Annotated in this window: 33 protein-coding genes; all 33 read left to right on the top strand. The window is 38.6% G+C overall.

Annotated elements, in window-relative coordinates:
• Window positions 1-62 precede the first annotated feature (62 nt).
• The 33 genes from fusA to rpsM all read left to right on the top strand — a co-directional run bounded on the left by fusA (window position 63) and on the right by rpsM (window position 22,398).
• On the top strand, window positions 63-2,141 hold the full coding sequence (gene fusA / locus MHI47_RS18690; protein ID WP_340771096.1) for an elongation factor G: 2,079 nt from the start codon (window positions 63-65) through the stop codon (window positions 2,139-2,141).
• Between the two features lie 116 nt (window positions 2,142-2,257).
• Window positions 2,258-3,445: an elongation factor Tu gene (gene tuf, locus MHI47_RS18685; RefSeq protein WP_093537867.1), complete on the top strand. Its 1,188-nt coding sequence runs from the start codon at window positions 2,258-2,260 to the stop codon at window positions 3,443-3,445.
• Between the two features lie 91 nt (window positions 3,446-3,536).
• Window positions 3,537-4,226: a response regulator transcription factor gene (locus MHI47_RS18680; RefSeq protein WP_340764086.1), complete on the top strand. Its 690-nt coding sequence runs from the start codon at window positions 3,537-3,539 to the stop codon at window positions 4,224-4,226.
• Window positions 4,223-5,254: a sensor histidine kinase gene (locus tag MHI47_RS18675; RefSeq protein ID WP_340831842.1), complete on the top strand. Its 1,032-nt coding sequence runs from the start codon at window positions 4,223-4,225 to the stop codon at window positions 5,252-5,254. The genes MHI47_RS18680 and MHI47_RS18675 overlap by 4 nt, the downstream gene beginning before the upstream one ends.
• A gap of 98 nt (window positions 5,255-5,352) precedes the next feature.
• Window positions 5,353-6,114, top strand: coding sequence for an ABC transporter ATP-binding protein (locus MHI47_RS18670; protein WP_093537865.1), 762 nt, complete (start codon window positions 5,353-5,355; stop codon window positions 6,112-6,114).
• Window positions 6,104-8,083, top strand: a complete 1,980-nt coding sequence (locus MHI47_RS18665) for an FtsX-like permease family protein (RefSeq protein WP_340831840.1) — start codon at window positions 6,104-6,106, stop codon at window positions 8,081-8,083. The genes MHI47_RS18670 and MHI47_RS18665 overlap by 11 nt, the downstream gene beginning before the upstream one ends.
• A 239-nt stretch (window positions 8,084-8,322) precedes the next feature.
• On the top strand, window positions 8,323-9,639 hold the full coding sequence (locus MHI47_RS18660; RefSeq protein WP_340771089.1) for a Na+/H+ antiporter family protein: 1,317 nt from the start codon (window positions 8,323-8,325) through the stop codon (window positions 9,637-9,639).
• Between the two features lie 378 nt (window positions 9,640-10,017).
• Window positions 10,018-10,326 (top strand): 30S ribosomal protein S10, encoded by a 309-nt coding sequence (gene rpsJ / locus MHI47_RS18655; RefSeq protein WP_042478628.1) that lies wholly within the window; start codon window positions 10,018-10,020, stop codon window positions 10,324-10,326.
• 44 nt (window positions 10,327-10,370) lie between these two features.
• On the top strand, window positions 10,371-11,000 hold the full coding sequence (gene rplC, locus MHI47_RS18650) for a 50S ribosomal protein L3 (RefSeq protein ID WP_340831838.1): 630 nt from the start codon (window positions 10,371-10,373) through the stop codon (window positions 10,998-11,000).
• A 26-nt stretch (window positions 11,001-11,026) separates the two neighbouring features.
• Window positions 11,027-11,650, top strand: a complete 624-nt coding sequence (gene rplD, locus MHI47_RS18645) for a 50S ribosomal protein L4 (protein ID WP_093537861.1) — start codon at window positions 11,027-11,029, stop codon at window positions 11,648-11,650.
• Complete coding sequence (gene rplW / locus MHI47_RS18640) at window positions 11,650-11,934, top strand: 50S ribosomal protein L23 (protein ID WP_093537860.1); 285 nt, start codon at window positions 11,650-11,652, stop codon at window positions 11,932-11,934. The genes rplD and rplW overlap by 1 nt, the downstream gene beginning before the upstream one ends.
• 42 nt (window positions 11,935-11,976) lie before the next feature.
• Entirely contained in the window at window positions 11,977-12,807 is an 831-nt protein-coding gene (rplB, locus tag MHI47_RS18635) for a 50S ribosomal protein L2 (protein ID WP_093537859.1), read from the top strand.
• A gap of 60 nt (window positions 12,808-12,867) precedes the next feature.
• A complete protein-coding gene (gene rpsS, locus MHI47_RS18630) occupies window positions 12,868-13,146 on the top strand; it encodes a 30S ribosomal protein S19 (protein ID WP_093537858.1) in 279 nt (92 codons plus the stop codon).
• Between the two features lie 20 nt (window positions 13,147-13,166).
• Window positions 13,167-13,511 (top strand): 50S ribosomal protein L22, encoded by a 345-nt coding sequence (gene rplV / locus MHI47_RS18625; protein WP_093537857.1) that lies wholly within the window; start codon window positions 13,167-13,169, stop codon window positions 13,509-13,511.
• A 3-nt stretch (window positions 13,512-13,514) separates the two neighbouring features.
• Window positions 13,515-14,171: a 30S ribosomal protein S3 gene (rpsC, locus tag MHI47_RS18620; RefSeq protein WP_093537856.1), complete on the top strand. Its 657-nt coding sequence runs from the start codon at window positions 13,515-13,517 to the stop codon at window positions 14,169-14,171.
• A 1-nt stretch (window position 14,172) separates the two neighbouring features.
• Complete coding sequence (gene rplP / locus MHI47_RS18615; RefSeq protein WP_093537855.1) at window positions 14,173-14,607, top strand: 50S ribosomal protein L16; 435 nt, start codon at window positions 14,173-14,175, stop codon at window positions 14,605-14,607.
• Entirely contained in the window at window positions 14,597-14,797 is a 201-nt protein-coding gene (rpmC, locus tag MHI47_RS18610) for a 50S ribosomal protein L29 (RefSeq protein ID WP_093537854.1), read from the top strand. Before rplP ends, rpmC begins: the two co-directional genes overlap by 11 nt.
• Window positions 14,798-14,815: 18 nt before the next feature.
• Window positions 14,816-15,079 (top strand): 30S ribosomal protein S17, encoded by a 264-nt coding sequence (rpsQ, locus tag MHI47_RS18605; RefSeq protein ID WP_090567844.1) that lies wholly within the window; start codon window positions 14,816-14,818, stop codon window positions 15,077-15,079.
• A gap of 43 nt (window positions 15,080-15,122) precedes the next feature.
• Window positions 15,123-15,491, top strand: a complete 369-nt coding sequence (gene rplN / locus MHI47_RS18600) for a 50S ribosomal protein L14 (protein ID WP_053591327.1) — start codon at window positions 15,123-15,125, stop codon at window positions 15,489-15,491.
• A 37-nt stretch (window positions 15,492-15,528) separates the two neighbouring features.
• The gene (gene rplX / locus MHI47_RS18595) at window positions 15,529-15,837 is read left to right on the top strand and encodes a 50S ribosomal protein L24 (protein WP_090567845.1); all 309 of its coding nucleotides are present in this window, start codon (window positions 15,529-15,531) and stop codon (window positions 15,835-15,837) included.
• 23 nt (window positions 15,838-15,860) lie between these two features.
• Window positions 15,861-16,400, top strand: a complete 540-nt coding sequence (gene rplE / locus MHI47_RS18590; protein WP_093537853.1) for a 50S ribosomal protein L5 — start codon at window positions 15,861-15,863, stop codon at window positions 16,398-16,400.
• An 18-nt stretch (window positions 16,401-16,418) separates the two neighbouring features.
• A complete protein-coding gene (locus tag MHI47_RS18585) occupies window positions 16,419-16,604 on the top strand; it encodes a type Z 30S ribosomal protein S14 (protein ID WP_093537852.1) in 186 nt (61 codons plus the stop codon).
• A 30-nt stretch (window positions 16,605-16,634) separates the two neighbouring features.
• Window positions 16,635-17,033, top strand: a complete 399-nt coding sequence (gene rpsH / locus MHI47_RS18580) for a 30S ribosomal protein S8 (RefSeq protein WP_090567854.1) — start codon at window positions 16,635-16,637, stop codon at window positions 17,031-17,033.
• 30 nt (window positions 17,034-17,063) lie between these two features.
• Entirely contained in the window at window positions 17,064-17,603 is a 540-nt protein-coding gene (gene rplF / locus MHI47_RS18575) for a 50S ribosomal protein L6 (RefSeq protein WP_093537851.1), read from the top strand.
• Window positions 17,604-17,633: 30 nt separating this feature from the next.
• On the top strand, window positions 17,634-17,993 hold the full coding sequence (gene rplR / locus MHI47_RS18570; RefSeq protein ID WP_093537850.1) for a 50S ribosomal protein L18: 360 nt from the start codon (window positions 17,634-17,636) through the stop codon (window positions 17,991-17,993).
• A gap of 21 nt (window positions 17,994-18,014) precedes the next feature.
• Window positions 18,015-18,515 carry a 30S ribosomal protein S5 gene (gene rpsE / locus MHI47_RS18565; protein WP_093537849.1) on the top strand — a complete coding sequence of 167 codons (501 nt, stop codon included), beginning with the start codon at window positions 18,015-18,017 and terminating at the stop codon, window positions 18,513-18,515.
• A 15-nt stretch (window positions 18,516-18,530) separates the two neighbouring features.
• Entirely contained in the window at window positions 18,531-18,713 is a 183-nt protein-coding gene (gene rpmD, locus MHI47_RS18560) for a 50S ribosomal protein L30 (protein WP_093537848.1), read from the top strand.
• Window positions 18,714-18,745: 32 nt separating this feature from the next.
• Window positions 18,746-19,186 carry a 50S ribosomal protein L15 gene (gene rplO / locus MHI47_RS18555; protein WP_093537847.1) on the top strand — a complete coding sequence of 147 codons (441 nt, stop codon included), beginning with the start codon at window positions 18,746-18,748 and terminating at the stop codon, window positions 19,184-19,186.
• Complete coding sequence (secY, locus tag MHI47_RS18550) at window positions 19,186-20,478, top strand: preprotein translocase subunit SecY (RefSeq protein WP_093537846.1); 1,293 nt, start codon at window positions 19,186-19,188, stop codon at window positions 20,476-20,478. The genes rplO and secY overlap by 1 nt, the downstream gene beginning before the upstream one ends.
• 65 nt (window positions 20,479-20,543) lie before the next feature.
• Window positions 20,544-21,197, top strand: a complete 654-nt coding sequence (locus tag MHI47_RS18545; RefSeq protein ID WP_093537845.1) for an adenylate kinase — start codon at window positions 20,544-20,546, stop codon at window positions 21,195-21,197.
• 439 nt (window positions 21,198-21,636) lie between these two features.
• Complete coding sequence (infA, locus tag MHI47_RS18540) at window positions 21,637-21,855, top strand: translation initiation factor IF-1 (protein WP_016429904.1); 219 nt, start codon at window positions 21,637-21,639, stop codon at window positions 21,853-21,855.
• A gap of 40 nt (window positions 21,856-21,895) precedes the next feature.
• Window positions 21,896-22,009, top strand: a complete 114-nt coding sequence (gene rpmJ, locus MHI47_RS18535; RefSeq protein WP_003247619.1) for a 50S ribosomal protein L36 — start codon at window positions 21,896-21,898, stop codon at window positions 22,007-22,009.
• Window positions 22,010-22,032: 23 nt separating this feature from the next.
• On the top strand, window positions 22,033-22,398 hold the full coding sequence (gene rpsM / locus MHI47_RS18530; RefSeq protein ID WP_093537844.1) for a 30S ribosomal protein S13: 366 nt from the start codon (window positions 22,033-22,035) through the stop codon (window positions 22,396-22,398).
• The last annotated feature ends 9 nt before the right edge of the window (window positions 22,399-22,407 follow it).

Genomic DNA, 22,407 nt, shown 5'->3' with positions numbered 1-22,407 from the left:
AATCTTTTTTAATATTATTATAAAACTATACTCTAATCCGACTATGGAAGGAGAAATACAATATGGCTAGAGAGTTCTCCTTAGAAAAAACACGTAATATCGGTATCATGGCTCACATCGATGCTGGTAAAACTACTACTACGGAGCGTATTCTATACTACACTGGTAAAATCCACAAAATCGGGGAAACTCATGAAGGTGCATCACAGATGGACTGGATGGAGCAAGAACAAGAACGTGGAATTACGATTACTTCTGCTGCAACAACAGCTGCTTGGGATAATCACCGTGTAAATATCATCGATACACCTGGACACGTAGACTTCACTGTTGAAGTTGAACGTTCACTTCGTGTACTTGATGGTGCGGTTACAGTACTAGATGCTCAATCTGGTGTTGAACCACAAACTGAAACAGTATGGCGTCAAGCTACAACTTATGGCGTACCACGTATTGTTTTCATTAACAAAATGGATAAAATGGGTGCGGACTTCCTTTATTCTGTAGGAACGCTTCATGATCGTTTACAAGCTAACGCTCATCCAATTCAATTACCTATCGGTGCAGAAGATGAATTCAACGGAATTATTGACTTAATTACGATGACAGCAACTATGTATCCTAATGACTTAGGAACTGATATGGAAGAAATAGAAATTCCAGAAGAGTACAAAGCTCAAGCGCAAGAATACCGTGAAAAACTAGTTGAAGCGGTTTCTGAACTTGACGAAGACTTAATGGATAAATATTTAAATGGTGAAGAAATCACGAACGAAGAATTAGTTAACGGTATTCGTAAAGGTACCCTAAACGTAGAGTTCTATCCAGTAGTGTGTGGTACTGCATTCAAAAACAAAGGTGTTCGTAAAGTTCTAGACGCAGTTGTTGCATACCTTCCATCACCACTTGATATTGCTGCTATGGTTGGTACTGACCCAGATAGCGAAGAAGAAATTTTACGTCATTCGGATGACTCAGAACCTTTCTCTGCATTAGCATTTAAAGTTATGACGGATCCTTATGTTGGTAAACTAACATTCTTCCGTGTATATTCTGGTACGTTACAAGCCGGATCATATGTACAAAACTCAACAAAAGGTAAGCGTGAGCGTGTAGGACGTATTCTACAAATGCATGCGAACTCTCGTTCAGAGATTTCAGAAGTACATGCTGGAGATATCGCTGCAGCAGTAGGTCTAAAAGATACTACTACTGGTGATACACTTTGTGATGAAAAAGCTTTAGTAATTCTAGAGTCTATGGTATTCCCAGAGCCAGTTATTTCGTTATCAGTTGAGCCAAAATCTAAAGCTGACCAAGATAAAATGGGTGCTGCTCTTGTTAAATTAGCAGAAGAAGATCCTACATTCCGCGTTCATACAGACCAAGAAACTGGTCAAGTTATTATCGCTGGTATGGGTGAACTTCACCTTGATATCTTAGTTGACCGTATGCGTCGCGAATTTAAAGTAGAAGCTAACGTAGGTGCTCCTCAAGTATCTTACCGTGAAACTTTCCGCTCTTCAGCTAAAGTTGAAGGTAAATTCGTACGTCAATCAGGTGGACGTGGTCAATTCGGACACGTTTGGATCGAATTCTCTCCAAATGAAGAAGGAAAAGGCTTTGAGTTTGAAAATGCTGTTGTCGGTGGGGTAGTTCCACGTGAATACATTCCAGCTGTTGAGGCAGGTCTTCGTGACTCACTTAACAATGGTGTACTTGCTGGATATCCATTAATCGATATTAAAGCAAAATTATACGACGGATCATATCATGACGTTGACTCCAATGAGATGGCCTTCAAAGTTGCTGCTTCTATGGCATTGAAAAATGCTGTATCTAAAGTAAACCCAGTAATTCTTGAGCCTATCATGAAAGTTGAAGTTGTTATTCCTGAAGAATATTTAGGAGACATCATGGGTGATATCACTTCTCGTCGTGGTCGCGTTGAAGGTATGGACGCTCGCGGAAATGCACAAGTAGTGCGTTCAATGGTTCCGCTTGCTGAAATGTTCGGATATGCAACGTCTTTACGTTCTAATACGCAAGGACGCGGAGTCTTCTCAATGACATTCGATCACTATGAAGATGTTCCGAAATCAATTTCTGAAGAAATTATCAAAAAAAATAAAGGTGAATAATTGAATTATCACCAAATTTAAAGTATAACTAATTTGTAGTCTATGAAAGTTAAGGGGCGTTTAGTCCCTTACTTTTATAATAAAAAATCATACAATTACTGAGGAGGACTTCTCTAATGGCTAAAGAAAAATTTGACCGCTCCAAAACACATGCTAACGTTGGTACTATCGGACACGTTGACCATGGTAAAACAACTCTAACTGCTGCTATCGCAACAGTTCTTTCTAAAAAAATGGGTGGAACAGCTAAGTCTTACGCTGATATCGATAATGCACCTGAAGAAAAAGAACGCGGTATCACTATCAATACTTCACATGTTGAGTATGAAACTGAAACTCGTCACTACGCACACGTTGACTGCCCAGGACATGCTGACTATGTTAAAAACATGATCACAGGTGCAGCACAAATGGATGGTGGTATCTTAGTAGTATCTGCTGCTGATGGCCCAATGCCACAAACTCGTGAGCACATTCTTTTATCTAAACAAGTAGGTGTTCCATACCTAGTTGTATTCATGAACAAATGTGATATGGTAGACGACGAAGAATTACTAGAATTAGTTGAAATGGAAGTTCGTGATCTTCTTTCTGAATACGATTTCCCAGGCGACGACATTCCAGTAATCAAAGGTTCTGCTCTTAAAGCTCTTGAAGGCGAAGCAGAATGGGAAGAAAAAATCGTTGAATTAATGGACGCTGTAGATAGCTATATCCCAACACCAGAACGTCAAACTGACAAACCATTCATGATGCCAGTTGAGGATGTATTCTCAATCACTGGTCGTGGTACAGTTGCAACAGGACGTGTTGAACGTGGCCAAGTTAAAATCGGTGACGTTGTAGACATTATCGGTATTACAGAAGAAGCTAAATCAACTACTGTAACTGGTGTTGAAATGTTCCGTAAACTTCTTGACTATGCAGAAGCTGGAGACAACATCGGAGCTCTTCTTCGTGGGGTAGCTCGTGAAGATATCCAACGTGGTCAAGTTTTAGCTAAACCAGGTACAATTACTCCACACACAGACTTCAAAGCTGAAGTTTATGTTCTTTCTAAAGAAGAGGGTGGACGTCATACTCCATTCTTCTCAAACTACCGTCCTCAGTTCTACTTCCGTACAACTGATGTAACTGGTGTTTGTAACTTACCAGAAGGCGTAGAAATGGTTATGCCTGGAGACAACATCGAAATGACAGTATCTCTAATTTCACCAATCGCTATCGAAGAAGGTACTAAATTCTCTATCCGTGAGGGTGGACGTACTGTAGGCGCTGGTGTAGTTGCTACTATCACTAAGTAATCTATAATTCTTATATAAAAACCATCTCGTGACGACGAGATGGTTTTTTTTATGCCTAAAATTGTGTACACTGAGTAAAGGGGTGTATAAAATGCAAAAAATTTTGTTAATAGAAGATGATATTTCTATATTCAATTTGATAAAAGATCATTTTCTTCATTGGTCATTTGAAGTAATTGGCCCAATTAATTTCCAGCAAATACTTCCTACTTTTTTAGAAGAGAAACCACAGTTGGTTATTATAGATATTCAACTTCCAGCATATGATGGTTTTCATTGGTGCCGAGAAATTCGTCGACACTCGAAAGTTCCTATTATTTTTCTTTCGTCTAGAGATCATCCAATGGACATGATTATGGCAATGCAAATGGGTGCAGATGATTTTGTACAAAAACCTTTTAATATGGAAGTGTTATTGGCGAAAATCCAAGCAATACTTCGAAGAACTTATGATTATGGGGATGAGCAATTAGATATTGTGCATTGGAATGATGCTATCATTGATTATTCTAGAAGCGCTATTTCCAGAGAAGATCAAGAGGTTGAACTTACTAAAAATGAGTTGTTTATCCTAAGAGTGTTAGTTCAGTCTTTAGATAAAATTGTTTCTAGAGATGAGCTTATGAGAAGATTATGGGATGACGAAAAGTTTGTGAATGACAATACACTTTCTGTAAATGTTAATAGATTGCGCTTAAAACTAGAGCAAATTGGGTTGGAAGAAGTCATCGTGACCAAAAAGGGATTAGGTTATATAGCAATAACAAAGGAGGGGCTATGAGGCTGTTTCTATTATATATAAAAGAACGATCAGCTTGGATTATATTTTTTAGTTTTCTACAGCTATGGCTAAATATTCTCCTTACATTAGACGTGAACTTTACTAATACTTCTATTCTATATATGAATAGTACTAATCTACTTTTATTTTTAGTATTTTTTTTATGGAGGTATTTTAGGGAAACAAAGTTTATTAAAAATGTATTAAAGGTCAATCGTGGTGATTCGACGTTCGATCAGCTTATAGCTAGACTACCTGACGGACAATCCCTTTTTGATAAGATGATGATGGATGAGATACAAGAAATTATTCAATCAGGAAAACATGAGCTCAATGGTTCCCATATACTTTTTCTAGAAGAAAAGGACCAGACCCTTTCTTGGATACATGAGATGAAAACACCGCTTACGAGTATGAAGCTAATGATAGATAATGTAGAAGATTCGATCCTTAAGAAACAACTAGAAGTAGAATGGCTTAGAATGCATATGCTATTAGACCAACAACTTCATAAAACACGACTACCATTTATTGAGAAAGATAACGTTATAGAAAAAGTAAATCTGCAAAAAGTTATATTCCGGGAAATTAAAGAATTGAAGCCGTGGTGTATGCAACGGAATATTGGATTTGAAACAGAAGGGTTAGATAAAACAACACTTACTGATCACAAGTGGCTAGCATTTATTGTAAGGCAAATCGTATCAAATGCTGTGAAATATAGCAAAGAGCACAAAGAAATTCATATAAGTACAACAATAGACAATTTGGGTCATCTAGTCCTTTCTATAAAAGACGAAGGGGTAGGAATATCGCAAGCGGACTTGCCTAGAATTTTTGAAAAGTCCTTTACCGGTAGGGTTGGAAGAGAAAGTGCTGCTTCAACTGGAATGGGGCTATACTTAGCTAAGAATTCCGCGGAAAAACTTGGGATTAATATAAACGTTACTTCGGAGATAGGTGTTGGTTCTACCTTTTCCTTACAATTCCCCATACAAAATGAGATGCAAGAAATACTAGGTAGGTGACGAAAATGTCATCTACTTTCTTTGTTTGTCACCTAAAACGAACGATTAATCTTGAAATAATGGGTAAAATGAAGTTAATAAAAGGTAGGAGGTAGACCATGGTTATTTTACGAGGTCGAAAGATTAAAAAAGTATTTGGTAAAAAATCCAATACTCAGGAAGTGTTAAAGGATATTGACATAGAAGTACGAGAAGGGGAATTTGTTGGGATTATGGGACCTTCGGGCTCAGGGAAAACAACCCTATTAAATGTCTTAGCTTCAATTGATAAAGTTACATCTGGAATAATTGAGATTAACAATAATAATCTTCAAAAAATGAAAGAACAGAAGCTTTCCAAATTTAGAAGAGAACAGCTTGGTTTTATCTTTCAGGATTATAATTTGTTGGATACGCTAACAGTTAAAGAAAATATTTATCTTCCATTATCTGTAGGGAAAACCTCTAAGAGCGAGGGGGAGGACAAGATAAGGGAGATTACAGCTCTTTTAGGAATTGAAGATATATTAAACAAATATCCTAATGAGATATCTGGTGGACAAAAGCAAAGAACATCAGCGGCAAGGGCACTAGTCGGTAATCCTTCTATTGTATTTGCAGATGAGCCAACTGGAGCTCTAGATTCCAAATCTGCTACTGCATTGTTAAGTAATTTGGAAAAAATCAACAAAGAAAAGAAAGTCACGATTATGATGGTAACACACGACTCTGTAGCGGCAAGCTTTTGCTCACGTGTTCTATTTTTAAAGGACGGACAGATATATTCTGAGTTGTATAAGGGTGACAAGGATCGCAAACAATTTTTCCAAGAGATCATGAATACCCAAGGTGTATTGAGTGGTGATGGCTATGACGCTTAATCAATTGGTTTTAAGAAGTATGAGGAAAAATATAAAGAGTTATTATCTCTATGTTTTTGCTTTAGTATTCAGTGTTTCATTATATTATTCTTTTGTTACTTTACAGTACAATCCAGCAATCGTTAATGAAATCGGTACTGGTAGATCTTCAGCTGCATTAAAAGCAGCTTCCTATTTATTATTATTTATCGTAACTTTCTTTGTACTCTATGCTAATAAGCTCTTCATGAATAGACGGAGCAAGGAAATAGGTTTATACCAACTAGTCGGCATGTCCAAGAGCCTAGTGGCTAGACTAATAGCAATTGAGAATATTATTCTTTGGTTCAGTGCTATTCTCATTGGTGTATTAGTAGGTTTACTTACCTCAAGAATATTTGTAATGATACTCTTAAAAATAGTAGAAAAGGATGTATTTGTAGAGCTCTCATTTTCTATGGAAGCGTTAATGGTTACTGTAGTTGTTTTCTCGGTACTTTTATTGATAGTAATTTTACAAACTGCGATAAGAATTAAAAGAGTAACTCTACTAGCTCTAATTACAACAACCGCAGTCGCAGATGAAAGGGTCAAAAAGTTTAATGCCTTTCAGATGTTTTTAGGATTTGTAGGATTGATTTCTATAGGGTATGGCTACTATTTATCAACGACACTATTAGATTTGGATAACTTACCTTCTGCCAATATACTGTTATTCAAAATGGTTTCTATACTTGCTTTAACGGTTGGTGGAACCTATTTTGTATTTCGATTCTCGGTAGCGTTAATCCTAAACCTTATAAGAAAAAGTAAAAAAGGTTTGCTATCTATTCAAGATGTATTATCGTTATCGACGATCATGCATCGTATGAAAGCCAATGCGATGTCTCTGACTACTATTACAGTATTGTCCGCGACTACGCTAGCAATATTAACATTAACCTACATCTCCTACTATTCAACGGACTCAGTGGCGAATCAAGCAGTACCTTATGATTTTATAATGTATGAGGATACTGGTTTTGAAATGGTTGGAGAATTTGATAAAGAAGGAATTCAATATACTAGGTATGATATTGACATACTAGCGGTTCCATCAGATGTCCGTACTTTATTGATCAAGAAAGCTGCGTTAGATAAAACTTTGTCCACCGAGTTAGGTGTACAAGTTGTTAGCCTAAAGGCAATTCAAAAAAAGCTTCCTAATCTTCAATTACAAGAAGAGGAAGGTTATATAATAGGTTACGATAGTTTGAGCGCAGAAAACATAAGAATAGAAGGACAAAAACCTATACAGTTTAATACTTCTACAGGTAAAGATGAAATATTTATTAAGGAAGTTATAGAGGATCGACTAATACCTGATTATCACTATTTTGGTTTTTTTACAGTCGTAGTGTCAGACACTTATTTTCAAAAGCTACTTAATGACCCTCTTACTAAGAACCAAAAAATAGTTGGTATGGATTTGAAGGAAGAAAATCAATTAATAAAGGCGCAAGAAGTATTTGAAGCAAATAAAGTGTCAGTGGAAATGCCAATTCCAGGTAATGATCGAGCAACAAACACAGTCAGTGTAGAATCACAGGAAGATTATCGCATAAATATGTTAGATTCACTTGGAATGACCATTTTTATAAGTGGATTTTTAGGCTTAGCGTTTTTAATAGCTACAGGTAGTATTCTGTACTTTAAACAAATGTCTGAGGCGGATGAAGAAAAAGGAACCTATAAAATTTTACGCAAAATGGGCTTTACTACTAATGAGATTATGAGTGGGATCCGACGTAAGCAGTTGTTTAACTTCGGTTTTCCATTAATAATAGGCTTAGCACATAGTTATTTTGCAGTAAAATCGGGTTGGATTTTATTTGGCACCGAGTTGGTTGCTCCCTTATTGATCACAATGGGTATATATATTGTTCTTTACTCCATCTTTGCAATTCTTTCAGCAGGTTATTATCGAAAGGTAGTAGAAGCAGCCTTATAATACAAAAGCTTGATTTCCATTTGGAGGTCAGGCTTTTGTTTTTGCATAGAGTTTTTCATAGATATTGAATGAGTAATATTTTATTAGTACAGGCTTGTGCTCAGGAGATAGACTTGTTTATTCCGACAAGGTTAGTTTTAAAAGTGATTTAGATTATTATATAATCTATTGACATTTTCATTAAAAAAATATAAACTTCTACCTATTAGTAATCTAGTGCATGAAAGTGAGTGGTAAAGTTGAATGCTGTCTTAATAGCGGTAATAGTCATGTTAGTATTGAGTTTACTTCGTATCAACGTAGTATTCTCCTTAATTATAGGGGCCCTTGTAGGAGGCCTTACAGCCGGTTTATCCGTTGCGGAAACCATTGATGCATTTACAGGTGGGTTAGGTGCTGGGGCGACCATAGCACTTAGCTATGCGTTACTAGGAGGCTTTGCCATCGCTATCTCCAAGACTGGTATACCTGAGTTATTAGTGTTAGCCATCTTGAAGTTAGTAAAGAGTAAAGGAGACTCCAATAAAGTAGGGCTAGTGAAAGCTTTAGTATTCTTGTTGTTACTTATGATGGCTGTATTCTCACAGAACTTAATTCCGATTCATATTGCCTTCATCCCATTACTGGTACCACCCATCTTAAAAGTGTTAAATATGTTGCAAGTGGATCGAAGATTGATAGCTTGTATTTTAGCTTTCGGTTTAATTACTCCGTATATGTTTTTGCCATACGGGTTTGGTGCAATTTATCAAGACATCGTTGCTACACAGATGGGGTTATCAGGATTAGAAATAGCTTTAAGCGATATTCCTAAGGCGATGGCAGTTCCAGCTCTAGGAATGGTATTTGGACTTGTAATGGCATTTGTTTTGTTTCGGAAACCCAGAAGTTATAAGCAGCAAGAAGTAGAAGTGAATGATCTAGAAGTAGATGTAAAGAAAAGTAGTATAGTTTTTACTATTATTTCTTTGGTTGCGGCTTTGACAGTTCAAGTTGAAACCGATTCTATGATTGCCGGAGCGCTTGCTGGTATCGTTGTCCTTTATGTCAGTGGTGCATTAAAAAGGAAAGAAGCGGATGTACTTCTCACTGAAGGAATGCGTATGATGGCCTTTGTAGGATTCGTTATGATTACCGCAAATGGATTTGCAGCGGTTATTAATGCTACGGGGCATGTAGAAAGTCTTGTAGAAGCATCTTCGGGATTACTACAGGGTAATGTGAGTATAGCAGTGCTGATTATGTTAATAGTAGGCTTGGTTGTAACGATGGGGATCGGTTCATCATTTGCTACTATCCCAATAATAGCTGCCATCTTTGTACCACTTGCAATGGAACTTGGATTAAGTCCATTAGCAACAATTGCATTAATAGGCACAGCAGGTGCTTTAGGTGATGCCGGGTCACCTGCTTCTGACTCAACGCTTGGCCCAACTGCAGGATTGAATGTAGATGGACAACATAACCACATATGGGATACTTGTGTTCCCACGTTTGTTGCTTATAATATTCCGCTCGTGCTTTTCGGATGGATTGCAGTTGTGTTTGTTCTATAGTAATAACTAGAAAGGGATATCTCTATAGAAGAGATATCCCTTTCTAGTTATAGTAACTTTAAAGAGCTTGAAGAAGAGTATGCGTGTTGTGTATATATTATTATTGTTATCAGTTGCTATTTTCACTAGAATTTTATATACTAGAAAACGGCTTAGAAAAACATAAGTATTATAGAAAAGTAATGCGGTTATAACTTTAAAAATAATTTCGTAAAAAACACTTGCGAAATATTTTTTTAATGTGTATAATGTTGAATGTTGGTCTTTGACTGCGATGAAGCGAGAGGTTACCGACACACCCGGCCGCTTTGCCATGGCGAGTGTACGGAAAATTTTCGTGGAGAATGTCTAGAAAATAGGCGAAAAGGAGGGAAAGTAATGGCAAAACAAAAAATTCGTATCCGTTTAAAAGCGTATGATCATAGAATTCTGGATCAATCTGCTGAGAAAATTGTGGAAACTGCTAAACGTTCAGGTGCAAGTGTATCGGGTCCGATTCCACTTCCGACTGAAAGATCTGTTTATACGATTCTTCGTGCTGTTCATAAGTATAAAGATTCTCGTGAGCAATTCGAAATGCGTACGCATAAACGTCTTATCGATATCGTTAACCCAACACCACAAACTGTTGATGCGTTAATGAAGCTTGATTTACCATCTGGCGTTGATATTGAAATCAAACTTTAATGGTAAAAAATAAAAAACACAAATTATTATAGGAGGTGTGACGGATGACCAAAGGAATCTTAGGTAGAAAAATCGGTATGACGCAAGTATTTGCTGAGAACGGTGACTTAATCCCTGTAACTGTTATTGAAGCTACTCCAAACGTAGTACTTCAAAAGAAAACAGTTGAAACAGACGGTTACGAAGCTATTCAGTTAGGTTTTGAAGACAAGCGCGAAAAGCTTTCTAACAAACCTGCGAAAGGGCACGTAGCTAAAGCAAGCACTGCTCCTAAGCGCTTCATCCGCGAATTCAGCGGCTTGGATACAGCTAATTACGAAGTTGGTCAAGAAGTCAAGGTAGAAAGTTTTGCAGAAGGCGATGTAATTGATGTAACAGGTACTACTAAAGGTAAAGGTTTCCAAGGTGTTATTAAACGCCACGGACAATCTCGTGGACCAATGGCCCATGGATCTCGTTACCACCGTCGTCCAGGTTCAATGGGGCCAGTTGCTCCGAACCGTGTATTCAAACAAAAGAAATTACCTGGTCAAATGGGTGGACATACAGTAACAATCCAAAACTTAGAAATCGTAAGAGTGGATGCTGAACGTAACCTATTATTAGTAAAAGGTAATGTTCCTGGTTCTCGTAAATCATTAGTAGTAGTTAAAGCTGCTATTAAATCGAAATAATTCTCTAAAGAAAGGAGGAAACAGGAATGGCAAAAGTATCATTATTCAATCAAGCAGGAACTTCAGTTGGCGAAATCGAATTGAACGATAAAATTTTCGGTATCGAACCAAATGAATCTGTCTTATTTGACGCTATCATTTCTCAACGCGCTTCACTTCGTCAAGGTAATCACAAAGTGAAAAACCGTTCTGAAGTTGCTGGTGGTGGACGTAAACCATGGAAACAAAAAGGAACTGGACGTGCTCGTCAAGGTTCTATCCGCTCTCCACAATGGCGTGGTGGTGGTGTTGTTTTCGGACCAACTCCACGTAGTTACAGCTTCAAATTACCTAGAAAAGTACGTCGTTTAGCACTTCTTTCAGCGCTTTCAACAAAAGCTCGTGAAGAAAGTATCGTAGTACTTGAAGGTTTAGCATTTGATGCACCAAAAACAAAAGACTTCGTGAAAGTGTTATCTAACCTTTCAATCGATAAAAAAGCGTTATTCGTAACTGCTGATTTAGATGAAACAGTAGCATTAGCTGCTCGTAACATCCCTGGAATCACAGTAGTGTCTGCAACAGGCATTAACGTTTTAGATTTAATCGGTCATAACAAAGTTGTAATGACTAAAGCAGCAGTAGAAAAAGTAGAGGAGGTGCTTGGATAATGGAAGCACGTGATATTATTAAACGTCCGGTCATTACCGAGCGTTCTTCTGAAGTAATGGCAGATAAAAAGTACACTTTCGAAGTGGACACTCGTGCCAATAAAACTCAAGTTAAATACGCAATTGAAGAAATTTTCGGAGTAGATGTTGAGAAAGTTAACATCATGAACTACAAAGGAAAATACAAACGCGTAGGTAAATTTGGTGGGTATACGAACAAGCGTCGTAAAGCTATTGTTACGTTAACTCTAGAAAGCAAAGAAATCGAGTTATTCGAAATCTAATCCTTATAAAAAGGAATTAATAATCAAGAAGGAGGGAATAACATGGCGATTAGAAAGTATAAACCAACGACAAACGGACGTCGTAACATGACTTCATTAGATTACGCTGAAATCACAACTGACAAGCCAGAGAAATCTCTACTTGCTCCTGTGAAACGTAAAGGCGGCCGTAACAATCAAGGTAAAATTACTGTTCGTCATCATGGTGGTGGACATAAGCGTCAATACCGTATCATTGATTTCAAACGAAATAAAGATGGTATACCAGGACGCGTTGCTACTATTGAATATGATCCAAACCGTACTGCGAATATCGCATTAATTAATTATGCGGATGGGGAAAAACGTTACATCCTAGCTCCTAAAGGCTTAGAAGTGGGAATGACAATCGTGTCAGGACCAGAAGCTGATATCAAAGCAGGAAACGCTCTTCCATTACAAAACATCCCAATGGGTACTACTATCCATAACATTGAAATGAAACCTGGTAAAGGTGGTCAGTTAGTTCGTTCTGCTGGTACATCTGCTCAATTACTTGGTAAAGAAGGTAAGTACGTAATCGTACGTTTACAATCTGGTGAAGTTCGTTTAATCCTAGGTGTTTGCCGTGCAACTATCGGTGAAGTAGGAAACGAACAACACGAACTTGTGAACATTGGTAAAGCTGGTCGTAATCGTTGGTTAGGTAAACGCCCAACTGTACGTGGATCAGTAATGAACCCGAACGATCACCCACATGGTGGTGGTGAAGGTAAAACTCCAATCGGTCGTAAGTCACCAATGTCTCCATGGGGTAAACCAACTCTTGGATACAAAACTCGTAACAAGAAAAACAAATCCGACAAACTTATCATTCGTCGTCGTAAAAAATAAAGTGGTCTTACTACGGTTCGCAGATAGAACCGTGGTGTCATCACGGAGGGAGGTTTCAGCATGGGTCGTAGCTTGAAAAAAGGACCTTTCGCAGACGATCATCTAATTAAGAAGGTCGATGCACAAAAGGACTCTGAGAAAAAACAAGTGATTAAGACTTGGTCTCGCCGTTCTACAATTTTCCCTACTTTTATCGGGTTAACAATCGCTGTATATGACGGACGCAAACATGTTCCTGTATACGTAACTGAAGATATGGTAGGTCATAAACTTGGCGAGTTTGCACCAACACGCGCTATAGGTAGTCATGGTTCTGATGATAAGAAAACAAGACGCTAATTTGAGAGGAGGTCATTAAAATGTCACAAGCAAAAGCTATTGCTAAAACAGTGCGCATTGCCCCTCGTAAAGTAAGATTAGTCGTTGATTTAATCAGAGGTAAGCAAATCGGTGAAGCAGTTGCAATTTTAAAACTTACTCCAAAAGCAGCATCGCCTGTAGTTGAAAAGGTATTAAAATCCGCAGTTGCCAACGCTGAGCACAATTATGATTTAGATGTAAATAACCTAGTTGTTTCTGAAGTCTTTGTTGATGAAGGTCCAACATTAAAACGTTTCCGCCCACGTGCTATGGGACGTGCAAGTGCTATTAACAAACGTACTAGCCACATCACAATCGTGGTATCAGAGAAGAAGGAGGGATAATTCGTGGGTCAAAAAGTACATCCTATAGGATTACGAGTAGGCATCATTCGTGACTGGGAGTCAAAATGGTACGCTGGTAAAGACTATGCAACTCTACTACACGAAGACTTGAAAATCCGTAAGTACATCGAAACTCGTTTGAAAGAAGCTTCTGTTTCTACTGTAGAAATCGAACGCGCTGCAAAACGTGTTAATGTTTCAATTCACACAGCTAAACCAGGTATGGTAATCGGTAAAGGTGGTACGGAAGTGGAAGCACTTCGCAAGCACTTGAACGATTTAACTGGTAAACGTGTACACATAAATATTGTTGAAATAAAACGAGCTGACTTAGATGCTAAATTAGTAGCAGAAAGTATTGCACGCCAACTAGAAGGGCGCGTATCTTTCCGTCGTGCTCAAAAACAAGCAATTCAACGCACAATGCGTTCTGGCGCTAAAGGTATTAAAACTCAAGTATCTGGACGCTTAGGCGGCGCTGACATTGCTCGTGCTGAACATTACAGCGAAGGAACTGTACCACTTCATACATTACGTGCTGACATTGATTATGCACATGCTGAAGCTGACACAACTTATGGTAAGCTTGGCGTTAAAGTATGGATCTATCGTGGTGAAGTCCTTCCAGTTAAGAAGAACTCTGAGGAAGGAGGCAAATAATATGTTAATGCCTAAACGCGTTAAATATCGTCGTGAACACCGTGGGAAAATGCGTGGTGAAGCAAAAGGCGGCAAAGAAATAGCATTCGGTGAGTTTGGTTTACAAGCAACTGAAGCAAGCTGGATCACAAGTCGTCAAATTGAAGCAGCCCGTATTGCAATGACACGTTACATGAAACGTGGCGGTAAAGTATGGATTAAAATATTCCCTCACAAACCTTATACGAAAAAGCCTCTTGAGGTACGTATGGGTTCAGGTAAAGGTGCTCCTGAAGGATGGGTAGCAGTTGTAAAACCTGGAAAAATTATGTTTGAAATAGCTGGCGTTTCTGAAGAAGTTGCTCGTGAAGCATTGAGATTAGCATCACATAAGCTTCCGATTAAATGTAAAATAATCAAACGTCAAGAAATTGGTGGTGAATCTAATGAAAGCTAATGACATCCGTGACCTTACTACTGCAGAAATAGAACAAAAGGTAAAATCACTGAAAGAAGAGCTTTTCAACCTACGCTTCCAATTGGCGACTGGTCAATTAGAAAACACAGCTCGCATTCGCGAAGTTCGTAAAGCGATCGCGCGTATGAAAACTGTGGTTCGTGAAAGAGAAATCAGTGCAAACAACTGATAAAGGAGGTTTTCTGGCATGACTGAGCGTAATCAACGCAAAGTATACACTGGCCGTGTGGTATCAGATAAAATGGATAAAACAATTTCTGTTTTAATTGAAACTCATAAAAAACACAAGTTATACGGTAAACGTGTTAAGTATTCTAAGAAATTTAAAGCTCATGATGAGCAGAACGAAGCCCAAATCGGAGATATCGTCCGTATCATGGAAACTCGTCCGCTATCAGCTACTAAACGTTTCCGCCTATTGGAAGTTGTAGAAAAAGCGGTTATTATCTAATAATAAGTTCGGAACTAATATATTCCGAAGGGAGGTTACCTAAGTGATCCAACAAGAAACTCGTATGAAAGTTGCTGACAACTCAGGTGCACGCGAAGTTTTAACTATTAAAGTACTTGGTGGTACTGGACGTAAGACTGCTAATATCGGCGATATCGTCGTATGTACAGTTAAGAAAGCAACACCAGGTGGCGTTGTCAAGAAGGGTGACGTCGTTAAAGCTGTAATCGTTCGCACTAAAAGCGGCGTACGCCGTAAAGACGGAACTTATATCAAATTTGATGAAAATGCTTGCGTTATTATCAAAGATGATAAAGGCCCGCGTGGAACTCGTATCTTCGGACCAGTTGCTCGTGAATTACGCGACAGCAACTTTATGAAAATCGTTTCATTAGCTCCAGAAGTTCTTTAATTTACATGAAAGTGCCAATCAAGGAGGTGCGACAAGAATGCATGTTAAAAAAGGCGACAAAGTAATGGTAATCTCAGGTAAAGACAAAGGTAAAACAGGTGTTGTTCTTACTGCTTTTCCTAAGAAAGACCGTGTGTTAGTTGAAGGTGTAAACATCATCAAAAAACATATGAAGCCAAACCAAGCTAATCCGCAAGGAGGAATTGTAAGCCACGAGGCTGCAATCCACGTATCGAATGTTATGTTAATTGACCCTAAAACCGGCGAGCCGACTCGCGTAGGTTCTAAAGTGGAAGATGGCAAAAAAGTTCGTGTTGCGAAAAAATCCGGTGAAATTATTAAATAAGTAAAGAGAAGGGAGGTACACACATGAACCGCCTAAAAGAAAAGTATCTTAAGGAAGTTTCTCCTGCTCTAATGAGCAAATTTGAATATAAATCAGTAATGCAAGTACCTAAAGTTGATAAAATTGTTATCAACATGGGTGTTGGTGATGCTGTTTCTAATACAAAAGCGCTTGACGCAGCTGTTGAGGAATTACAAATTATTTCAGGACAAAAACCTGTAGTTACGAAAGCTAAAAAATCGATCGCTACATTCCGTCTACGTGAAGGTATGCCAATCGGTACAAAAGTCACTCTACGTGGAGAACGTATGTATGACTTCTTGGATAAATTAATCGCTATTTCTCTTCCGCGTGTACGTGACTTCCGTGGTGTTTCTAAAAAAGCATTCGACGGTCGCGGTAACTACACTCTAGGAATCAAAGAGCAATTGATCTTCCCTGAAATCGATTATGATAAAGTTTCGAAAGTACGCGGTATGGACATCGTAATTGTAACAACTGCGAATTCTGACGAAGAAGCTCGCGAGTTATTAACACAATTCGGTATGCCATTCCAAAAGTAAAATAAGGGAGGCGAAAACGTGGCTAAAAAATCAATGATCGTTAAACAACAACGTACGCCAAAGTTCCAAGTGCAAGCATACACACGCTGTGAGCGTTGTGGACGTCCGCACTCTGTATATCGTAAATTCAAGCTTTGCCGTATTTGTTTCCGTGAACTTGCATACAAGGGACAAATTCCTGGCGTTAAAAAAGCAAGCTGGTAATCCCCTATAACTGGGAAGGAGGTAAATGTAATGACAATGTCAGATCCAATTGCAGATATGCTTACACGCATTCGTAATGCTAACATGGTTCGTCACGAGAAATTAGAAGTTCCTGCTTCAAACCTGAAAAAGGAAATCGCGGAGATTTTAAAACGCGAAGGTTTCATCCGTGATGTTGAATATGTAGAAGATAGCAAACAAGGTATCATCCGTATCTTCTTAAAATATGGTCAAAATGACGAGCGCGTTATTACTGGTTTGAAACGTATTTCAAAACCTGGTCTACGCGTTTACGCTAAAACAAACGAAGTACCTAAAGTATTGAACGGTTTAGGAATCGCTTTAGTTTCTACTTCAAATGGTTTATTAACAGATAAAGAAGCTCGCGCTAAACAAGTTGGCGGAGAAATCGTAGCTTACGTTTGGTAATAATCAACAAACGAATGGAGGTGCAACAAAATGTCTCGAGTAGGTAAAAAACCAATAGAGGTTCCTGCAGAAGTTACTGTAACAGTTAGCGCTGAAAACACAGTAGTTGTAAAAGGACCAAAAGGTGAATTAACAAAATCTTTTAACCAAGATATTAAAATTGAGCAAGAAGGTACTGTAATAACTTTAGTACGCCCTTCGGATTCAAAAGAGCACCGTACGATTCATGGTACAACTCGCGCTTTGCTAGCTAACATGATCACGGGTGTTTCTCAAGGATTTGAACGTGCACTTGAATTAGTTGGGGTAGGTTACCGTGCACAATTACAAGGAACTAAACTTGTACTTAATGTAGGGTACTCACATCCAGTTGAGTTCACTCCTGAAGACGGACTAGTAGTTGAAGTTCCTGCAAATACAAAAATTATCATTCGCGGTATTGATAAAGAACGTGTTGGTGCTTTAGCATCTAACATTCGTCAAGTTCGTCCACCAGAGCCGTATAAAGGTAAAGGTATTCGTTATGAAGGCGAAGTTGTACGCCGTAAAGAAGGTAAAACAGGTAAATAATGCTTTTCGCATTAGAAAGGAGTGACCACTGTGATTACGAAACAAGACAAAAATCAAGTTCGTAAGAGACGTCATGTACGTGTTCGTACAAAAATCACGGGTACTACTGAACGTCCTCGTTTAAATGTATTCCGTTCTAATAAACATTTATACGCACAACTGATTGATGATACTCAAGGTGTTACAATCGCAAGTGCATCCACTATGGATAAAGATTTCAATGGAACAGCTGGAAATGTAGAAGCTGCTAAATTGATCGGTGAAACAATCGCAAAACGCGCTACAGAAAAAAACATCAAATCTGTTGTATTTGACCGTGGCGGTTACTTATATCATGGACGTGTTAAAGCGTTAGCTGAAGCTGCACGTGAAAACGGCTTAGAATTTTAAGAAGAAGGAGGGACATATTTCATGCGTGGTATTGACCCAAACAAACTTGAACTTGAAGAACGCGTAGTAACGATCAACCGTGTTGCTAAAGTTGTAAAAGGTGGACGTCGTTTCCGTTTTACTGCATTAGTAGTTGTCGGTGACAAAGATGGACATGTAGGATTTGGTACTGGTAAAGCACAAGAAGTTCCAGATGCTATCCGTAAAGCTGTTGAAGACGCGAAGAAAAACTTAATAGAAGTACCAAGAGTTAAAGGGACTACTCCTCATTTAGTTGTAGGACATTTTGGTGCCGGTTCTATTCTAGTTAAACCTGCAGCGCCTGGTACAGGAGTTATTGCTGGTGGACCAGTTCGTGCAGTACTTGAATTAGCTGGTATTACAGATATTCTTTCTAAATCACTTGGTTCTAATACACCAATTAACATGGTACGTGCTACAGTACAAGGTTTAACTCAGTTAAAACGTGCTGAAGACGTTGCTAAATTGCGTGGTAAATCAGTAGAAGAACTGTTAGGATAAGGGGGGGAAATTACAATGGCAACTAAACTAGAAATTACCCTGACTAGAAGCTTGATTGGTACTAAACCAACTCAACGCAAAACAGTAGAAGCTCTTGGATTACGTAAAATGCATCAAACAGTTGAGCATCAAGACAATGTCGCTATTCGTGGCATGGTTAAAAAAGTAGCTCATCTAGTAACAACTAAAGAAATATAAGTTTTATTTTAAGAATAAGGAGGTGCCACCATATGAAACTTCATGAGTTAAAGCCATCAGAAGGTTCTCGTTCTTCGCGCAAGCGTATCGGACGTGGAATCGGGTCTGGAACTGGTAAAACATCAGGTAAAGGTCATAAAGGTCAAAACGCTCGTTCAGGCGGAGGCGTTCGTCCAGGATTTGAGGGCGGTCAAAACCCGTTATTCCGTCGTTTACCAAAACGTGGATTTACGAACATTAATCGTAAAGAATTCGCAATTGTGAACCTTGACACATTAAATCGTTTCGAAGACGGCACAGAAGTTACACCTGCTCTATTAATAGAAACAGGTGTTGTGAGCAGTGAGAAATCTGGTATCAAGATTCTAGGTAATGGAACTCTTGGTAAAAAGTTAACTGTAAGAGCTCATAAATTCTCTGCATCAGCAAAAGAAGCAATTGAGAACGCTGGCGGATCAACAGAGGTGGTTTAATGTTTCAGACAATCTCCAACTTTATGCGTGTTAGAGATATAAGAAATAAAATCATTTTTACTTTATTGATGTTAATCGTCTTCCGTATTGGGACATTTGTTCCAGTACCTTACGTTGATGCTGATGTATTAAAACAAACAGACCAAATGGGTTTGATTGGTTTCCTTAATACATTCGGTGGCGGAGCCCTTGCTAACTTTTCTATTTTAGCAATGGGTATCATGCCTTACATCACTGCATCCATCATAGTACAATTACTACAAATGGATGTTGTTCCGAAGTTTACTGAGTGGGCAAAACAAGGGGAAGTCGGAAGACGGAAACTTGCACAATTCACTCGATACTTCACAATTGTGTTAGCTTTTGTTCAAGCAATTGCTATGTCTTACGGTTTCAACCGTATGTATAGTGGTTCTTTAATAAAAGATGACGGTATATTGACATACTTAGTTATTGCACTTGTTTTGACAGCCGGAACTGCATTTTTAATGTGGTTAGGAGAGCAAATTACCGCTAAAGGTGTTGGTAATGGTATATCTATTATTATCTTCGCTGGTATTGCTGCTGCCATTCCAAACGCAGTTAACCAAGTGTATGCGCAACAAATTGAAGGTGCAGGAGATGCACTGTTTATCAATATAGTAATCATCATTCTACTTTTATTGGCGATTATCGCAGTAACAGTTGGAGTAATTTACGTTCAACAAGCGTTGCGTAAAATTCCAATTCAATATGCGAAACGTGTTTCTGGTGCTGCTCAAACAGGCGGTCAACAGACTCACTTACCTTTAAAAGTTAATGCTGCGGGAGTAATCCCGGTAATCTTTGCATCAGCGTTTCTTATGGCGCCTCAGTCAATCGTTTTATTCTTCGGTCAGAATAACACTACCGATGCTATTACGAGAGCATTAGATTATACACAACCTATTGGTATGACAATTTATATTGCTTTGATCATTGCTTTTACTTACTTCTATGCGTTCATTCAAGTGAACCCAGAAAATGTAGCAGACAATTTGAAAAAGCAAGGTGCGTATATTCCTGGAATTCGTCCAGGGATCAATACACAAAACTATTTAACTAGCGTCTTGTATCGTTTAACATTTGTTGGAGCTATATTCTTAGCTATTATTTCAATCATGCCGATGCTATTTGTGAAGTATGCGGATTTACCGCAATCAGCACAAATTGGCGGAACAAGTTTGTTAATCGTAGTTGGGGTTGCACTCGAAACGATGAAACAGCTAGAATCCCAACTAGTTAAACGTCATTATAAAGGCTTTATGAAATAAGGTGGGTTTTTAGGGACGTTAATGTTCCTAAAAATCAACTATATAGTCCTGGGGGGCATTTTCGTATGAATATCGTTTTAATGGGTTTACCTGGTGCTGGTAAAGGTACGCAGGCAGATAAAATTGTTGAGAAGTACGCAATCCCTCATATTTCTACAGGCGATATGTTTCGTGCAGCTATTAAAGATGGTACGGAACTAGGTTTAAAAGCAAAATCGTTTATGGATCAAGGTGCCTTGGTACCTGATGAAGTAACGATTGGTATTGTCCGCGAAAGATTAAGTAAACCAGACTGTGAAAAAGGATTCCTACTTGATGGATTTCCTCGTACAGTTCCACAAGCAGATGCACTAGATGCTTTGCTTTCGGATATCGACAAATCTATTGAGCATGTGCTTAATATTCAAGTAGAACAAGAAGAATTAATCAAACGTCTAACAGGTCGCCGCATTTGTAAAGAATGTGGAACTGCTTATCATTTAGTCTTTAATCCACCTGCTAAAGATGGGGTATGTGACAAAGATGGTGGAGAGCTTTATCAACGTGCTGATGATAATCCGGAAACGGTAACTAACCGTCTGGAAGTAAATATGAAGCAAACACAACCTTTGCTTGATTTTTATGAAGACAAAGGTGTTTTATCTAATATAGATGGACAGCAGGATATTAAACTAGTATTCGCTGATCTTGATGCTCTGTTACAGGGCAACCGCATATAATTGCCCGGTGCCTGTCGCAGACGACTGAATACCCGGGTAGTATGCAAAGAACGAAAATGTTTTTTTCGAGAGCTGCAAAAGCATATTGCGCCCGGTATACGTTCGGAGGAAAAGGAATGCATCAAAAGCGCGGACTCCCTTGTCCACGTGCATTTAAAATACTTACGATGTATAATGGGTTTCGTGGAAGCATCTGTGTAACGAACGGGTACTATGGAACTCATCCAACACATTCGTACGAACATGTTGACATGAGGGAGACGGTCTACTCCGTGGATTGCTATAAGCGAAACCTTACGAGTGTCTTTCGAACATCTCTCATGATTTCCAAACATATGCTTGAACGAATAGTTTCGTTCCTATTGAGGCTATACTAACAGCAAATTACGTTTGAGTATTGATGAGAACCTGATTTGTATATAGAAGGGAGACAGGGTTGATGGCGAAAGATGATGTAATTGAAGTCGAAGGAACAGTTGTTGAGACTTTGCCAAACGCGATGTTTAAGGTAGAATTAGAAAACGGTCATACGATTCTTGCGCATGTATCGGGTAAAATTCGTATGCATTTCATCCGTATTTTACCTGGAGATAAAGTCACAATTGAACTTTCTCCTTACGATTTAACTCGCGGTCGTATTACGTACCGTTTTAAATAATAATCTTTTGCACTCCGGACTACTAAGGAGGTTAGGTTAGATGAAAGTGAGACCATCTGTGAAACCGATCTGCGAAAAATGTAAGGTAATTCGCCGACGCGGTAAAGTAATGGTAATCTGTGAAAATCCTAAACACAAACAAAGACAAGGATAATAAGAAGGAGGTGCACGACACATATGGCACGTATTGCTGGTGTTGACATTCCACGCGACAAACGCGTTGTTATTGCATTAACATACATTTTCGGTATTGGTAAAACGACTTCTCAAAAAGTATTAGCGGGAGCTGGTATTTCTGAAGAAACACGTGTACGTGATCTTACAGAAGACGAACTAAACAAAATCCGTGAACAAATCGGTGTATATAAAGTAGAAGGTGACCTTCGTCGCGAAGTATCACTAAACATTAAACGATTGATGGAAATCGGATCATTCCGTGGTATCCGTCATCGTAGAGGCTTACCAGTACGCGGACAAAATACGAAGAACAATGCACGTACTCGTAAAGGTCCACGTAAAACAGTAGCTAACAAGAAAAAATAATCGGTAAAG

This window comes from Psychrobacillus sp. FSL H8-0487, from assembly GCF_038008385.1.
Classification (GTDB): Bacteria; Bacillota; Bacilli; order Bacillales_A; family Planococcaceae; genus Psychrobacillus; species Psychrobacillus psychrotolerans.
Note: the sequence above shows the minus strand (reverse complement) of the source record. Positions and strands in the feature narration are given on the sequence as shown.

Bases quoted from the DNA above. Each gene is read 5' to 3' on its own strand.
- rpsS (WP_093537858.1), top strand. From the start codon at position 12,868: ATGGGTCGTAGCTTGAAAAAAGGACCTTTCGCAGACGATCATCTAATT.
- rpmC (WP_093537854.1), top strand. From the start codon at position 14,597: ATGAAAGCTAATGACATCCGTGACCTTACTACTGCAGAAATAGAACAA.
- rplX (WP_090567845.1), top strand. From the start codon at position 15,529: ATGCATGTTAAAAAAGGCGACAAAGTAATGGTAATCTCAGGTAAAGAC.
- rplB (WP_093537859.1), top strand. From the start codon at position 11,977: ATGGCGATTAGAAAGTATAAACCAACGACAAACGGACGTCGTAACATG.
- rplO (WP_093537847.1), top strand. From the start codon at position 18,746: ATGAAACTTCATGAGTTAAAGCCATCAGAAGGTTCTCGTTCTTCGCGC.
- infA (WP_016429904.1), top strand. From the start codon at position 21,637: ATGGCGAAAGATGATGTAATTGAAGTCGAAGGAACAGTTGTTGAGACT.
- rpsQ (WP_090567844.1), top strand. From the start codon at position 14,816: ATGACTGAGCGTAATCAACGCAAAGTATACACTGGCCGTGTGGTATCA.
- MHI47_RS18665 (WP_340831840.1), top strand. From the start codon at position 6,104: ATGACGCTTAATCAATTGGTTTTAAGAAGTATGAGGAAAAATATAAAG.
- rpmD (WP_093537848.1), top strand. From the start codon at position 18,531: ATGGCAACTAAACTAGAAATTACCCTGACTAGAAGCTTGATTGGTACT.
- rpmJ (WP_003247619.1), top strand. From the start codon at position 21,896: ATGAAAGTGAGACCATCTGTGAAACCGATCTGCGAAAAATGTAAGGTA.
- rpsE (WP_093537849.1), top strand. From the start codon at position 18,015: ATGCGTGGTATTGACCCAAACAAACTTGAACTTGAAGAACGCGTAGTA.
- MHI47_RS18545 (WP_093537845.1), top strand. From the start codon at position 20,544: ATGAATATCGTTTTAATGGGTTTACCTGGTGCTGGTAAAGGTACGCAG.
- secY (WP_093537846.1), top strand. From the start codon at position 19,186: ATGTTTCAGACAATCTCCAACTTTATGCGTGTTAGAGATATAAGAAAT.
- rplD (WP_093537861.1), top strand. From the start codon at position 11,027: ATGGCAAAAGTATCATTATTCAATCAAGCAGGAACTTCAGTTGGCGAA.
- rplE (WP_093537853.1), top strand. From the start codon at position 15,861: ATGAACCGCCTAAAAGAAAAGTATCTTAAGGAAGTTTCTCCTGCTCTA.
- rplW (WP_093537860.1), top strand. From the start codon at position 11,650: ATGGAAGCACGTGATATTATTAAACGTCCGGTCATTACCGAGCGTTCT.
- MHI47_RS18680 (WP_340764086.1), top strand. From the start codon at position 3,537: ATGCAAAAAATTTTGTTAATAGAAGATGATATTTCTATATTCAATTTG.
- MHI47_RS18670 (WP_093537865.1), top strand. From the start codon at position 5,353: ATGGTTATTTTACGAGGTCGAAAGATTAAAAAAGTATTTGGTAAAAAA.
- rpsJ (WP_042478628.1), top strand. From the start codon at position 10,018: ATGGCAAAACAAAAAATTCGTATCCGTTTAAAAGCGTATGATCATAGA.
- fusA (WP_340771096.1), top strand. From the start codon at position 63: ATGGCTAGAGAGTTCTCCTTAGAAAAAACACGTAATATCGGTATCATG.
- rplV (WP_093537857.1), top strand. From the start codon at position 13,167: ATGTCACAAGCAAAAGCTATTGCTAAAACAGTGCGCATTGCCCCTCGT.
- rpsM (WP_093537844.1), top strand. From the start codon at position 22,033: ATGGCACGTATTGCTGGTGTTGACATTCCACGCGACAAACGCGTTGTT.
- tuf (WP_093537867.1), top strand. From the start codon at position 2,258: ATGGCTAAAGAAAAATTTGACCGCTCCAAAACACATGCTAACGTTGGT.
- rpsH (WP_090567854.1), top strand. From the start codon at position 16,635: ATGACAATGTCAGATCCAATTGCAGATATGCTTACACGCATTCGTAAT.
- MHI47_RS18675 (WP_340831842.1), top strand. From the start codon at position 4,223: ATGAGGCTGTTTCTATTATATATAAAAGAACGATCAGCTTGGATTATA.
- rplC (WP_340831838.1), top strand. From the start codon at position 10,371: ATGACCAAAGGAATCTTAGGTAGAAAAATCGGTATGACGCAAGTATTT.
- rplP (WP_093537855.1), top strand. From the start codon at position 14,173: ATGTTAATGCCTAAACGCGTTAAATATCGTCGTGAACACCGTGGGAAA.
- rplF (WP_093537851.1), top strand. From the start codon at position 17,064: ATGTCTCGAGTAGGTAAAAAACCAATAGAGGTTCCTGCAGAAGTTACT.